Genomic DNA, 12,489 nt, shown 5'->3' with positions numbered 1-12,489 from the left:
GACGAACACCGGGCGGCTGGCCGCGCGAATCGCCGCGGCCAGCCCGGCGACGGCGTCCTCGCCGGGCCGGACCGGGTTCGGCGCTGGCGGCAGGGTGACCGGTGCGGGCTCGGCCGGTGCGGCCTGGACGTCGAGCGGCAGGTTGAGCACCACCGTGCGCCGCTCGTGGACGGCCGTGCGGTACGCGCGCACGGTGTCGGCCACCGCGGAGGCGGGGGAGTGGACCCGCTCGGGCACGGCGCCCACCGCGGCGATGGCGGCGGCCTGGTCGATGCGGAAGTTGTTCCGCACGGCCGCGCCGGGGGTGTCGGCGGTGAGCACGAGCAGCGGGGTCCGGCTCTTGGCCGCCTCGGTGACGCCGGTCAGCGCGTTGGTCAGGCCGCAGCCCTGGTGCGTGGTGACGACGGCGAGCCGGTCGCTCATCCGCGCGTAGGCGTCGGCCATGGTCGCCGCGCCGCCCTCGTGGCGGGCGGCGACGAACGGCACGCCGCCCGCGCGCAGCGCGTTGGTCACCACGAAGTTGCCGCTGCCGACGACACCGAACGCGTGCGCCACCCCGAGCCGGGCGAGCGTCGTGCCGACCAGCTCGGCCGTACTGGTCCCCGTGCTCGTACCCGTGCCGGTCACCGCTCGACCAGCGCGTAGACCCGCGCCGGACTGCCCGAGCCGCCGACGATCGGCAGCGGCGAGATCACCAGCACCGCACCCGTCGCCGGCAGCCGCGCGAGGTTCTGCAGCTGGGTCAGGCCCAGCTTGCCGGCGCCGAGGAAGTAGTGGTGGCACGGGAACGGCGGATCGAAGCCGTGCGCGGCGCCCGCGTCGGTGCCGACGGTCTCCACGCCCAGGCCGGCGAGGTTGGTGTCCTCGGCGAGCCAGCGGGCGCACTCCGCGGCGATGCCCGGCGTGTGCGGGCCGGTCTCGTCGGCGTTGAGGAACCGCGTCGCGTCGTTCGAGCGGCGGTCCCAGCCGGTGCGCAGCAGCACCCAGCCACCGGCCGGCAGCGGGCCGTTCTCCGCCTCCCACAGCCGCACGTCGTCGATCCGCAGCAGGTAGTCCGGGTCCGCGACGGCTCGATCGGACACGTCCACCACGACCGCGGGCGCCACGAGCGTGCGCAGCGCCAGCTGGGACACGTCCGGACCGTCCTTTCCGGACGACCAGTGCACGGGCGCGTCCACGTGCGTGCCGGTGTGCTCGCCGGTGTGGATGTTGTTCCAGTACCAGTTCGGGCCGGCCTCGTCGTACCGGCTGATCTGTTCGAGGGAGAAGTTGATCGTGTTCGCGAACGGTGGTGGCAGCTGCAGGATCGGGGTGTCCTTCGACAGCGGGGCGGTCAGGTCGACGATCTCGACACGGTTCGCGGCGATCGAGTCGAGCAGGTCAGCCAGCAGCGGCATCGTGGCCTCCAGGTGTGGGTCCTTGCCGGACACTATGCTGCGGTCCGGTCCCGATCCAGGAGGCGCGAGGCATGTCCACGAGCGAGGAGCTGGCCAGCACGTTCAACGAGCTGGACATGAACGACGACGGGCAGATCACGATGGCGGAGTTCGCCTCGGCGATGGCAGCGCGTGGCGAGAAGATCACCGACGCCGAGGTCGCGTCGATCTTCGCCGACGCGGACACCGACGCCGACGGCCGGATCTCGCTCGCGGAGTTCACCGCCGCCTGGAACCGCGCCGGCTGACCCGCGCCCGACACGCGCTGGGGCCCCGAGTCAGGCGCCGCCGGACCGCAGGATCAGCAGGCTGATCTCGCTGGGCGCGAAGACCCGTAGCGGCGGTCCCCAGAAGCCGGCACCGCGGGTCGTGTAGAGCTGGGTGCGCTCGCCGTGGCGGGTGAGGCCGTGCACGGACGGCTGGTCGACCCGCACCAGGTAGTGGAACGGCCAGATCTGGCCGCCATGCGTGTGGCCCGACACCTGCAGGTCGACGCCGCCGGCGGCGGCGTGGCGGACCTGCTGGGGCTGGTGGGCGAGCAGCAGCACCGGGAGGTTCGGGTCGGCGCCGGCGAGGGCGGCGGCGAGGTTCGCGCCGTGGCCGGGCAGGCCGGACCCGACCGCGGTGGCGTCGTCGATCCCGGCCAGCACGAGCCGGTCGCCGCCGCGCTCGACGATCCGGTGCCGGTTGTGCAGCGGTGTCCAGCCCAGCTCGGCCATGTGGTCGAGCCAGGCCTGCGCCTCACCGAAGTACTCGTGGTTCCCGGTCACGTACACCCGGGCCAGTCGCGCGTGGATGTCGCCGAGTGGGGCCGCCTGCGCGCGGCGCTTCGCCACGGTGCCGTCGGCGATGTCCCCGGCGTGGCACACGATGTCCGGCTCGAGCGCGCCGACCGCGGCGGCGGTCCGGGCCGACCAGCGGGCACGGTCGATCGGTCCGAAGTGGGTGTCGGCGAGTAGAACCACGCGGGTGCCGTCGAGGCCGGCGCCGAGCCGAGGCAGGACCACCTCGGTGGTGCGGACCCGGGGCACCCGCATCGCCTCGACCACGCCCCAGCAGACGAGCACCAGCGCGACACCGGCGACCGCCGCGGCCACGATGCGCGAGCGCAGCGGGTCGGGCACGCCCGCGGCCGCGAGCACGTACCGCGGCACGATGGCGAGCACCGACCACGTCAGCAGGATCCAGACCACGCCGAGCGTCGTGTCGGCGACCGCCGCGACCCGGTCCAGCGCGCGGGGCCCGTGCCCGAGGAACATCAGCACCGGGAACAGCAGCGCGCCGCCGAGGAACACCACGGTGCCGGCGACGAACACGGCGACCGGCCACTGTGGAAGGACGACGAGGACCCACCACGGCCCGACGAACAGCAGCACCAGCGCGACGAGCAGGACGACCAGGAACGCTCGCCGGCTCCGCGGCCGCGCGACGCGGTCCCGCCGCTCGGTGGGTTGCTCGGTCTGCGACATGTACCCTCCCGAAACCACGCTACCGGCGGTGGGGTGGTCGACGACCGGAGTGGTACCCCGAGGAGGAGGTGAACGCGGGTGGCCGACCAGATCACCGACGAACGGGTGGCGGCCGTGCTGCGTGCGTTCGTCCGCGGTAGCGGTCCGATGCTGGCCCGGCTACGCACCGACGACACGGACATCGAGGACGGTGCGGCGGGCGAGCCCGACGGCCCCGCCGACCCGACTGTCGATCGCACGCGGTTCGAGCGGATCAGGGCCCGGCTCAAGGGGATCCGGTACCCGGGTTCGGAGAGCTGGGCGCGGATGACCGCGGACGAGCGGTCCGACTGGTGGGTCAACCGGGTCGGGCGGCTCACCGCGCTCGCCGCGTCGGTCACCGGGCTCGCCGGCGCGCTCGGCGACCGGGTACCGCTGCAGGACGTCCTCGGCACGGCCGGGCAGGGCCTGCTGCTCTGCGCGATCGCGTCCGAGCACGGCGTCGACGACCGCGGCACGCGCGTCCGGCTGCTCGCCGCGGTGCTCTTCGAGCGGGACATCGATCCGGCGGTCGCCGCGGGCAACGGCGACGACGCGGCCGACGACGCGGTCGTCGCCGAGCTCACCGACGCCGGGCCCCCGGCGCCGCCGGACGGCCGGCGGTTCGGCGTGCGGTCCGCGGCGAAGTGGCTGTGGCGGCAGGGCCGGATGCTGCTGGCGATCCGCGGCGAGCTGGAGAAGCGTCCGCACGGTCGGCTCCGCCACCAGGCGCTGGGAAAGCTGCCGATCGTCGGGATGGCGGGGGACTATCTCGGCGAGCGGTCGGCCCTCAAGCGAGCGGCGCGGGCCGGCCACAAGTGGCTACGCGCGAACGCCGGGTGAGATCGCGATCTCGTCGCCGAGCCGCAGGCCGGCGTCCAGGCTCAGCTCGTCGCCGCTCCAGAACCGGCCCGGGTCGTACCAGGTCGGCTTGCGCGTGGCGGGCAGCAGACCCATGGCCTGGTAGGTGATCGCGACGACCTCCGCGCAGTAGGCGGTCTCGAGCGTTCCCTCTGGCTTTCCCGACTTTGTCGACGTTCTCGACGTTCTCGACCGCTTCGGCAGCCGCGGTACCCGTCCGTACAGCCACCGGGAGAGGAGCCTGGTCGTGGAGGGGAACGGGGTGCCGTCGAGCCGCGCGACGGTCTTGAGGACGGCGTCCTCCTGCTCGCGGGTCACCGGTGGTTCGAGCTGGCGCAGCCAGGCGCGCTGCTTGTACCGGGTGGTCCACAGCTCGACGGCCTCGCGTAGGTCGTGCAGCTGGACGCCACGGTGGCGCCCGCCCGTCCACATGTCGGTGAGCGCGCGGCCCAGCTCGGCGTGCCACATCAACGGCGGCAGGTCCTCGATGACGACGGACATGCCGACGTGGTTGATCGGGCTGTTGGTGGTGATCCGGATGGTTCGGTCGGCGACCGTGCTGCCGCGGAACAGCCAGACGTCGCCGGTGCGAGTCAGGTGGACCGCGTCGTCGAGATCGAGCTGGGTGTCGGCCACCGCTGTAGCGTAGGCGCATGCGCTGGTGGAAGATCTTGGGCGTGGCGGGTTTCGTGGGCGTGGCCGCCACCGGAGCGGTGATCGCCCGGGCCGAGCGGCGCCGGCGCGCGTACACCCCGGAGGAGATCCGCGAACGCCTGCACGCCCGCGTCGCCGAGACGCGCTGAGCGGCCGTCAGGCCGTGCGCCGGAGCTCGGGTCCGGTGCGGTGGGCGGCCTCGGCGGTGGCCTTGACCGCGGCCAGGGTGTGCTCGATCGACCTGGCGTTGTAGCCGGGCCGGTCCGCGCGGCCGGTGATGCGGGGGCCCATGAAGCGGCGGATGAACCAGTTGCCGACGCGGTACCAGTGCTCGGTCAGCCGGCAGCCGGTCGCGGTCGCGGTGATCTCGTAGGACCAGCGCGACACCCGGACGCCGAACGGGGTCCACACGTCGAAGGTGAGGCGGCGGCCCGGCTCGCACTCGACCACGTGCACCTTCGTCCACCACTCGCGCTCGCCGTTGTGGTTGACACCGCGGAACTCCGCGCCCACGGCCGGGCCTGTCGCGCCGTGCAGCCACGTGCCGCCGGCGTTCTCCGGGCTGAACTCGCCCATGCGCGGCAGGTCGCTGACCATCGACCACACGGTCATCGGGTCGGCGGCCACCTCTGTGCGCAGCGAGATCGTCGGCTCCACCGGAAAACCGTAGCCCGCGAACGGCCGGGGGCGACACGGTCGGCGGCCTGGTGCGCACGTCCGGAGAACGGCGTTCGGCGAGCGGCCGTGATCACCGGCTCCGGAACAAGTCGGGTGGCCGTGTCGTTGACATCGGGTATCCAACCGAGAAGGAGCGGTATCACGTGGCCACCGTCGAGCTGACAACCGAGAACTTCAACGAGGTCGTAGGCGCACCCGGAACCGTGCTCGTCGACTTCTGGGCGGCGTGGTGTGGCCCGTGCCGGAGCTTCGCGCCGGTCTTCGAGAAGGCCGCGGAGACGCATGACGACATCGTGTTCGGCAAGGTCGACACCGAGGCCCAGGTCGAGCTGGCCCAGGCGTTCGACATCTCCTCCATCCCGACCCTGATGGCCGTGCGCGACGGCGTCGTGCTCTACGCCCAGCCCGGCGCGCTGCCCGCGCCCGCCCTCCAGGAGCTGATCGACAAGGTGCGTGCCGTCGACATGGACGAGGTGCGCGAGGCGATAGCCCAAGAGCAGCAGCAGACCGACGACTGATCAGCGGCGGTACTCCAGCACCACCGACTGGAGCAGCCGCGGCCGCCCCGGCAGGTCGACGTTGCCCACCGCGAACATGCGCGGTGTGCCCGGCACCGCCGTGATGCCGTGCAGGCTGATGCCGACGGTGTCCGGCGGCAGGGGCGCCTCCGTGCCGGCCCAGCGGCCGTCGCGGAAGGTGGCGAGCGTGGCGCTCGGCTTCGGGAAGTTCTCCAGCACCCACGGGTTGCCGTCCGCGTCCACGGCGACGTCGGTGTGGCGGGCGGTGGGCAGGCCCTCGACCACCCGCCAGGTCCGCCCGTCCCCCTGGACGGCGATCGGCCCGCCGTAGCCGGCGGTGTGGCCCACGGCCCACAGGTCGCCGGGCCGGCCGGCGATCTCGCTGAACGACGTCACGGCGTTGGTGAGGCCGACCTCTACGGGCGTCCACCTCGTGCCGTCCCAGTGAAACAGCAGCGGGCCCTTGAAGCCCGGCCAGGCCGCGTTCCCGGCGACCCACACGTCGTCGGTGGCGAACGCGGTGATCCCGGTGAAGTTGCAGAACGTCGGAATGCCACCGAACGAGGTGCCGCCCTGCGTGCACTCGGCCGGCGGGGCGTGCCGCTGCCAGGTCAGCCCGTCCCACTGCAGGACGACCACCTGGCCGCCCCGGTACCCGGTGAGCCAGGTGTGCCCGCCGGCGACGGCCAGGTCGGTGATGGTGGTGCCGGCGGTCGTGCCCGCCGGCAGCGGGACCTCGGCCCACGTGTCGCCGTCGTGGCGCAGCACCCGCACGACCGCGCCGGCCGGGGCGGGCCGGGAGCTGCCGACCGCCCACACGTTCGTCGCCGAGTCCGCCGCCACGAGCGACAGCCCGCCGTGCCAGGTGACGCCGGGCAGGTCCACCCGCGACCAGGTCCGGCCGTCCCACCGTTGCACGAACGGAACACCGGTGGCGTCCGGGTTCGCGGGGTCGTAGGCGTCCAGGCCCACCGCCCAGGCGTGCGTGGCGTCGACCGCGACGACGTCCCGCAGCACGCTGGTGGCCTTCGTGGTCACCGTCTGGCCGAGCCGCCACGTCGGGGGCGGCTTCGGCGCGGAGGTGGTGGACGGCACGCGCGCGTCGCGCTGCGCGGCGAGCAGCCCGGCTCGCTTCTCACAGCCCGACACGAGCAGCGCCACCAGCGCGACGACACCGACGAGTGCGGCGGTTCTCACCATGACCTCCGTTGTCGCGGAGCGACTCACAGCAGGCTCGTGGGCGCGGCCGTGGATCGCCGCCTGGGGTGCGGGCGCAGTGCCAGCCGGCGAGGATACGGGAGAGGTGGTCCTTCACGGTGCCCTCGCCGAGACACAACTTGGTCGCGATCTCGCGGTCGGTGGCGCCGGCGGCGAGCAGGCGTGTACCGCGGTCTCGCGGGACGTCGGCCCGGCGCCGGCATTGGGTCCTGAGTGGACAATGCGGCAGCCACCCGCCGGCCTACTCACCACGCATCCGGCGGCGGATCTCCTCCAACTTGTCGCGGCCGGCGCGTTCCCGGGCGGCGAACTGGTCCTCGACGTCCCTGCCCTCGGGGGTCGCGTCAGCCAGCTCCTGGGCGCCGATGGACGTCGCCGCCTTGTTCTCGATGCGGTCGCGGACGTAGTCGAACGTCGGCACGCCCGCGTCGGTGTAGTCCGTGGCCGGCGCCACGGCACTGGTGTCGTCCTCGACGAGCTCGGCGTCGATCGGATCCGGTTGGTCTGCCATGTCACCAGTGTGCCCGCCCCGGCACTAGGAGGCGGAGCGTCCGGCGTTGCGGCGGAGGGCGAGCTCGTCGTCCGCCGGCCACTGACGCGGCCGGCAGTAGTCGTGGATGCCCGCCACCAGGCGCGCCACGTCCTGCTGCGGGCGCACGACCACCCGCAGGTACTGGTTGCTCATGCCGAGCTTGTTGCCGCACTCCCGGATGAAGACCTGGTGGGAGTTGATGAGGTAGTCGCGCAGGTCGGAGCCGTCTATCCCGGGCGCGAGCTTGACGAGCAGGAAGTTCGCCTGCGAGGTGAACACCGTGAGCTCGGGTAGCTGGGCCAGCTGCATGGCCATGCTGTACCGGTCGCGGGCGAGCAGCTGCAGGCTGCGCTGGTACTCGGCGCCGTGGTCGCGGAGCATGAACACGATCGTCTCGGCGAGCGAATTGAGGTTCCACTTGGGCAGCGTGTTGCGCATCTTGCCGGCGAGCCCGGGGTTGGCGACGAGGTAGCCGAAGCGGATGCCGTGCAGACCGAAGTTCTTGCCGAGGCTCTTGAGCACCACGACGTTCGGTCGGATCGCCGCCTCCATCGCCACCGACGGGTCGCGCTCGACCTCGACGAAGTCGATGAAGGACTCGTCGATCACGACGAGGTCGAGGTCGACGAGCTCGTCCATGAACCGGATGACGTCGCGGCGCGTGACGTACCCGCCGTCGGGGTTGTTGGGGTTGCACAGGACGGCCACCCGGGAGCGGCGGGCGCGGATGAACCGGACGTACTCGTCGACGTTGAGCTGAAAGCAGTCCACCTCGCGCAGCGGGAACATGTCGACCCGCTTGCCGGTCCCCAGCGGCTGGTCGGTCCAGCGACCGAACGTCGGGACCGGCACGGCCACGCTGTCGTGGATCCACAGGTGGTCCATCCACGTGATCAGCTCGGTCGAGCCGTTCGACATCGCGATCGTGCTGGGGTTGAGCCCGAGGACGCGGGCGAGCTGGCCAGAGATCGTGTCGGCGTCACTCGGGTAGAACTTCAGCACCGTCTCGAGGTTCGCGGCGAGCGCGTCGAACATCTCCGGGGTGGGGAAGTACGGGTTGCACGGGATGCAGAAGTCGACCAGCTGCTGGCCGTTGTCGCTCATCCGCCGGGCCAGCTCGAAGAAGGAAGGACTGTGCGCGGTCTGCTGGAACAGGCCCGCGTCGACGCTGTCGCCCACGCGATCACGTCCGTTTCTCTCGGGGTCACAAGCCCATACGTACGGTGTAGGGCGACAGTTCATGGACAGATAACGGCCCGCGACGGTGGCGACTCCCGGTCAGGTGGGCGGTAAGCCGTGCTGGATCACGCAGAACCGGTTGCCCTCGGTGTCGGCGAGGACCACGAAGTCCGCGTCGGGCGGGTAGTCCTGCCAGTCCACATGGGACGCACCGAGCCCGACCAGCCGGTCGACCTCGCCGGCCTGGTCGCTGGTGTACAGGTCGAGGTGCACCCGCGGTTTCTCCTGCACCGGAGTCTCGCTGCGCATCAGCGACACGTTCGGGCCGGCGCCGGACGCGGAGGTGAGCACCACCCACGTGGCCTCCGGCTCGTCGCGCGGCACGTAGCCCAGCGCGCGACCCCAGAACTCCATCGCGCGACGCACGTCCGACACGCCCATCACGATCGATCCCACTCGCATGCCGCATGTCTAGCACCCGGGTACGACAAAGACCGGTCCACGACTCGACCCGACGGGACGCTAGAAGATCGTCACCACTCCGTAGGCGATCGCCGCGATCGTCGCTGCCGCGGGGGCGGTGAGCACCCAGCCGATCGCGATGTCCCCGGCGACCGACCAGCGCACCGCCGACCTGCGCCGGGTCGCGCCGACGCCCATCACCGCCGACGTCATCACGTGCGTCGTCGACACCGGCGCGGCGAACACGAACGCCGTCGTGTACAGCACCGACGTCGCCGACAGCTCGGCCGCGAAACCGTGCGCGGGCGTGAGGTTGAAGATCCGTCGGCCCATCGTGCGCATGATCCGCAGGCCGCCGGACCACGTGCCCGCCGCGAGGGCGGCCGCGCACAGCAGGATCACCCAGAACGGCACTGTGAAGTCGTCCTGGTGCCCGGTCACGACGAGCGCGAGAACGATCACGCCCATGCTCTTCTGCGCGTCCTGCAGACCGTGCCCGAACGCCAGGCTCGCCGCCGACACCAGTTGCGCACGACGCAGGATCCGGCTCGCGCGATGCGCGTTGGCCCGGCGGAACAGCCACATGAGGCCGACCATCGTCAGATAGCCCAGCGTCATCCCGACGAGCGGCGAGAGGACCATGGGGATCGCGACCTTGGTGACCACGCCCGTCCACTGCACCTGCGTCGCCGACGCCAGCGCGGCGCCCACCAGCCCGCCGATCAGCGCGTGCGAGGACGAGGACGGCAGGCCGAAGTACCACGTCGTGATGTTCCACAGGATCGCGCCGACCAGGGCCGCGCCGACCACCTGCAGCCCGCCGCTGGAGTGCGGCGTGGCGATGACGCCCTTCGCGACGGTGACCGCCACGCCGGTGCCCGCGAGCGCGCCGACGAGGTTCATCACCGCGGCGAGACCGAGCGCGCCGCGCAACGACAGCGCTCCGGTCGACACTGCGCTCGCCACCGCGTTCGCGGCGTCGTGGAACCCGTTGGTGAAGTCGAACCCGGTCGCCAGCAGGATGATGAGAACGAGCGCGAGAAGCTCCACCCGTCAGGACTCTTTCACCGCGATGGTGTGTACGACGTCCGCGACGTGCTCGAACGCGTCGGCCGCCGACTCAAGCTGGTCGATGATCTCCTTGAGCTTCATCACCGTCAGCGTGCCGTGCTCGCCGTTGAACAGGTAGGACAGCAGCCGGCGGTAGACCTGGTCGGCGTCGTTCTCCAGCTCGTTGATCTTGACCCAATAGCCGGTGAGGTTGCGAAGTGTCGACAGTCTGGGCATGGCGTCGGCGGTGAGCCGGGACATCTCGTCGAGGATGTCCACCTGCGCCCGCACGCCGTCGGGCAGCGCCTCCGGGTTGTAGAGCGTGGCGAGGTCGACCGCGGCGTCCATGAAGTCGACGACGTCGTCGAGGCGGACCGCGAGCCGGTAGATGTCCTCGCGGTCGAACGGCGTGATGAACGAGCGGTCGAGCTGCTCGACGATGGCGTGCGTGGCGTCGTCGCCGGCGTGCTCCGCGTCGTGCATGCGTATCGCAAGGTCGGCTCGCTGGTCGGTGGGTGCGGCCACGAACTCGCGCAACACGTCCACCGCCGCGACGACGTTCGTGCCGGCGACGCTGAACAGCTCGAAGAACCGGGTGTCCCGGGGCTTGATACGTAGGCGCATCGATGCCTCCCTCCGCGATCTTCGGAGGAGTATGGCCGCACGCCACCTGTGCGAAACGCTCAGTACACCCTACGTTCGTCGCTACGACACCCGCCGCGGAGTGCCCACGGGGAGTGAACACGGCAAGCCGTACCCTGACCAGGTGGTCGCACCAGCGGTATCGCCGGACTCAGCTCCGGACCCCTCGACGGAGTCGACGGCAGCGCCGGAGTCGACGGCGAGGTCCGCCACGCCGGAGGAGCGAGCACCGCGCTGGCATGTCCTGGTCCGGCTGCTGGTCGCCGCCGCGGCCGGGGTGCTGCTCTATCTCAGCGGCCCGCCGCGCGTGCTGTGGTGGCTCGCGCTGATCGCGTTCGCCGTCCTCGGCTGGATGATCCGCGACCGCCGTGCCCGGGCCGGCTTCGGCTACTCGCTGTGCTTCGGGCTCGGCTACCTCGTCCCGCTGCTCGCGTGGACCGGCGAGTTCGTCGGCCTGGTCGCGTGGCTGCCGCTCGCGTTCGCGGAGGCGCTGCTCGTGGCGCTGTCGGGCGCCGCGATCTCGGTGGTGAGCGTGCTGCGGGGATGGCCGGTGTGGGCGGCGCTGCTGTGGGTGGCGGGGGAGGCGCTGCGCTCGGTGTTCCCGTTCGGCGGCTTCCCGTGGGGCAACATCGCGTTCACCCAGCCCGAGGGCGTCTACCTGCCGCTGGCCGCGGTCGCCGGCACCCCGCTGATCGCGTTCGCCGTGACCCTGACCGGGTTCGGCCTCACCGCGCTGGTTCGCCGGCTGACGCACGGCGAGCGGACCGCGCGGCGGCTGCTCACGCCCGTGCTCGCCGTGCTGCTGCCGGTCGCCGCCGCGTTCGGTGCGCTGCCGCTGGTCGGCACCGACGCGAACGACGGCGAGGCCACGGTCGCGCTCGTGCAGGGCAACGTGCCGCGCGCGGGCCTGGACTTCAACGCGCAGCGGCGGGCCGTGCTGGACAACCACGTCGACCGGACCGTGCGGCTCGCCGAGGACGTCGCCGCCGGCCGGGAGCAGCAGCCGGACCTGGTGATCTGGCCGGAGAACTCCTCCGACATCGACCCGTTCCGCAACCCGGACGCCCGGGCCGGCATCGACCGCGCCGCGACCGCGATCGGCGCGCCCATCGCGGTCGGCTCGGTGCTCGTCGGCGACGACGGCCTGCCGCGCAACGCGATCCTGCTCTGGGACCCCGACCGCGGGCCGGTCAGCCAGTACACCAAGCGCCAGCTGCAGCCCTTCGGCGAGACGATGCCGTGGCGGCCGTTCTTCCGCCTGTTCACCTCCGCGGTGGACCGGGCCGGCCGCTTCGTGCCGGGCGACGAGCCGACGGTGTTCGACATGGGCGGAGACACGGGCAGGGCGCGCGTCGGCCTGGCGACCTGCTACGAGGTGGCGTTCGACGGCGTGGTGCGGGAGTCGGTCGAGGGGGCGAACCTGCTCGCGGTGCCCACGAACAACGCCACCTTCGGGTACACGGAGATGACCTACCAGCAGCTCGCGATGGACCGCGTACGGGCGGTCGAGCACGGCCGCGAGGTGGCCGTCGCGGCGACGAGCGGGGTCAGCGCGTTCGTGCGCCCGGACGGCTCGATCAGCCAGCGGACCGGCCTGTTCACCGACGCCGCCCTGGTCGAACGGGTGCCCCTGCGGTCGACGACTACGCTGTCCGATCGACTCGGTTCGAGCCCGGAGTGGGTCCTGACGATCCTCGGGCTCGGCGCGCTCGCCGCGGCCGTCGTCGTGCGGCGTCGGCGGGCCAGCACGTAACCACCCAGTACCAGCCCGG

At 72.1% G+C, this 12,489-nt stretch carries 16 protein-coding genes; 5 read left to right on the top strand and 11 right to left on the bottom strand.

Translation table 11 applies throughout. The features are described 5' to 3' along the window. Together ACRDTB_RS20500 and ACRDTB_RS20495 are read right to left on the bottom strand one after the other, a co-directional pair. Positions 1-627: thiamine pyrophosphate-binding protein (locus ACRDTB_RS20500; protein WP_431432557.1), on the bottom strand; the 627-nt coding region annotated here is incomplete at its 3' end. Continuing rightward, positions 624-1,397 (bottom strand): cyclase family protein, encoded by a 774-nt coding sequence (locus tag ACRDTB_RS20495; RefSeq protein ID WP_431432556.1) that lies wholly within the window; start codon positions 1,395-1,397, stop codon positions 624-626. The genes ACRDTB_RS20500 and ACRDTB_RS20495, both read right to left, overlap by 4 nt. 71 nt (positions 1,398-1,468) lie before the next feature. Here ACRDTB_RS20495 and ACRDTB_RS20490 point away from each other — a divergent pair, with 71 nt between their 5' ends. Further along, positions 1,469-1,684 carry an EF-hand domain-containing protein gene (locus ACRDTB_RS20490; protein ID WP_431432554.1) on the top strand — a complete coding sequence of 72 codons (216 nt, stop codon included), beginning with the start codon at positions 1,469-1,471 and terminating at the stop codon, positions 1,682-1,684. 30 nt (positions 1,685-1,714) lie between these two features. Here the strand turns inward: ACRDTB_RS20490 and ACRDTB_RS20485 are convergent, their stop codons facing one another. Continuing rightward, positions 1,715-2,905, bottom strand: coding sequence for a metallophosphoesterase (locus ACRDTB_RS20485; RefSeq protein WP_431432552.1), 1,191 nt, complete (start codon positions 2,903-2,905; stop codon positions 1,715-1,717). A gap of 78 nt (positions 2,906-2,983) precedes the next feature. On the opposite strand from ACRDTB_RS20485, the gene ACRDTB_RS20480 reads away from it, so the two are divergent. Then, complete coding sequence (locus ACRDTB_RS20480; RefSeq protein WP_431432550.1) at positions 2,984-3,766, top strand: hypothetical protein; 783 nt, start codon at positions 2,984-2,986, stop codon at positions 3,764-3,766. Here the strand turns inward: ACRDTB_RS20480 and ACRDTB_RS20475 are convergent. Next, positions 3,746-4,420: a hypothetical protein gene (locus tag ACRDTB_RS20475; protein WP_431432548.1), complete on the bottom strand. Its 675-nt coding sequence runs from the start codon at positions 4,418-4,420 to the stop codon at positions 3,746-3,748. The two genes, ACRDTB_RS20480 and ACRDTB_RS20475, sit on opposite strands and share 21 nt — an antisense overlap. Positions 4,421-4,437: 17 nt before the next feature. On the opposite strand from ACRDTB_RS20475, the gene ACRDTB_RS20470 reads away from it, so the two are divergent. Beyond that, a complete protein-coding gene (locus ACRDTB_RS20470; RefSeq protein WP_431432547.1) occupies positions 4,438-4,587 on the top strand; it encodes a hypothetical protein in 150 nt (49 codons plus the stop codon). 7 nt (positions 4,588-4,594) lie between these two features. Here ACRDTB_RS20470 and ACRDTB_RS20465 read toward each other — a convergent pair whose 3' ends face one another. Continuing rightward, positions 4,595-5,095: an SRPBCC family protein gene (locus tag ACRDTB_RS20465; protein WP_431432545.1), complete on the bottom strand. Its 501-nt coding sequence runs from the start codon at positions 5,093-5,095 to the stop codon at positions 4,595-4,597. 164 nt (positions 5,096-5,259) lie between these two features. Here ACRDTB_RS20465 and trxA point away from each other — a divergent pair, with 164 nt between their 5' ends. Next, positions 5,260-5,634, top strand: coding sequence for a thioredoxin (gene trxA, locus ACRDTB_RS20460; protein WP_431432543.1), 375 nt, complete (start codon positions 5,260-5,262; stop codon positions 5,632-5,634). Here the strand turns inward: trxA and ACRDTB_RS20455 are convergent, their stop codons facing one another. The 6 genes from ACRDTB_RS20455 to ACRDTB_RS20430 form a co-directional block, all read right to left on the bottom strand. Beyond that, positions 5,635-6,834, bottom strand: coding sequence for a hypothetical protein (locus ACRDTB_RS20455; protein WP_431432542.1), 1,200 nt, complete (start codon positions 6,832-6,834; stop codon positions 5,635-5,637). Between the two features lie 259 nt (positions 6,835-7,093). Then, on the bottom strand, positions 7,094-7,363 hold the full coding sequence (locus tag ACRDTB_RS20450; protein WP_431432540.1) for a hypothetical protein: 270 nt from the start codon (positions 7,361-7,363) through the stop codon (positions 7,094-7,096). 24 nt (positions 7,364-7,387) lie between these two features. Further along, positions 7,388-8,563 carry a pyridoxal phosphate-dependent aminotransferase gene (locus tag ACRDTB_RS20445; RefSeq protein WP_431432539.1) on the bottom strand — a complete coding sequence of 392 codons (1,176 nt, stop codon included), beginning with the start codon at positions 8,561-8,563 and terminating at the stop codon, positions 7,388-7,390. 99 nt (positions 8,564-8,662) lie between these two features. Further along, a complete protein-coding gene (locus tag ACRDTB_RS20440; protein ID WP_431432537.1) occupies positions 8,663-9,025 on the bottom strand; it encodes a VOC family protein in 363 nt (120 codons plus the stop codon). Positions 9,026-9,085: 60 nt separating this feature from the next. Beyond that, positions 9,086-10,075: an inorganic phosphate transporter gene (locus ACRDTB_RS20435; RefSeq protein WP_431432535.1), complete on the bottom strand. Its 990-nt coding sequence runs from the start codon at positions 10,073-10,075 to the stop codon at positions 9,086-9,088. A 3-nt stretch (positions 10,076-10,078) separates the two neighbouring features. Then, positions 10,079-10,699 (bottom strand): DUF47 domain-containing protein, encoded by a 621-nt coding sequence (locus ACRDTB_RS20430; RefSeq protein ID WP_431432534.1) that lies wholly within the window; start codon positions 10,697-10,699, stop codon positions 10,079-10,081. 142 nt (positions 10,700-10,841) lie between these two features. Between ACRDTB_RS20430 and lnt the strand changes: the two genes are divergently transcribed. Then, positions 10,842-12,470, top strand: a complete 1,629-nt coding sequence (lnt, locus tag ACRDTB_RS20425) for an apolipoprotein N-acyltransferase (RefSeq protein ID WP_431432532.1) — start codon at positions 10,842-10,844, stop codon at positions 12,468-12,470. Positions 12,471-12,489: the final 19 nt, after the last annotated feature.

This window comes from Actinophytocola sp. (assembly GCF_050699935.1).
Classification (GTDB): domain Bacteria; phylum Actinomycetota; class Actinomycetes; order Mycobacteriales; family Pseudonocardiaceae; genus Actinophytocola.
Note: the sequence above shows the minus strand (reverse complement) of the source record. Positions and strands in the feature narration are given on the sequence as shown.

Bases quoted from the DNA above. Each gene is read 5' to 3' on its own strand.
- ACRDTB_RS20430 (WP_431432534.1), bottom strand. From the start codon at position 10,699: ATGCGCCTACGTATCAAGCCCCGGGACACCCGGTTCTTCGAGCTGTTC.
- ACRDTB_RS20485 (WP_431432552.1), bottom strand. From the start codon at position 2,905: ATGTCGCAGACCGAGCAACCCACCGAGCGGCGGGACCGCGTCGCGCGG.
- ACRDTB_RS20490 (WP_431432554.1), top strand. From the start codon at position 1,469: ATGTCCACGAGCGAGGAGCTGGCCAGCACGTTCAACGAGCTGGACATG.
- ACRDTB_RS20495 (WP_431432556.1), bottom strand. From the start codon at position 1,397: ATGCCGCTGCTGGCTGACCTGCTCGACTCGATCGCCGCGAACCGTGTC.
- ACRDTB_RS20450 (WP_431432540.1), bottom strand. From the start codon at position 7,363: ATGGCAGACCAACCGGATCCGATCGACGCCGAGCTCGTCGAGGACGAC.
- ACRDTB_RS20470 (WP_431432547.1), top strand. From the start codon at position 4,438: ATGCGCTGGTGGAAGATCTTGGGCGTGGCGGGTTTCGTGGGCGTGGCC.
- ACRDTB_RS20440 (WP_431432537.1), bottom strand. From the start codon at position 9,025: ATGCGAGTGGGATCGATCGTGATGGGCGTGTCGGACGTGCGTCGCGCG.
- ACRDTB_RS20455 (WP_431432542.1), bottom strand. From the start codon at position 6,834: ATGGTGAGAACCGCCGCACTCGTCGGTGTCGTCGCGCTGGTGGCGCTG.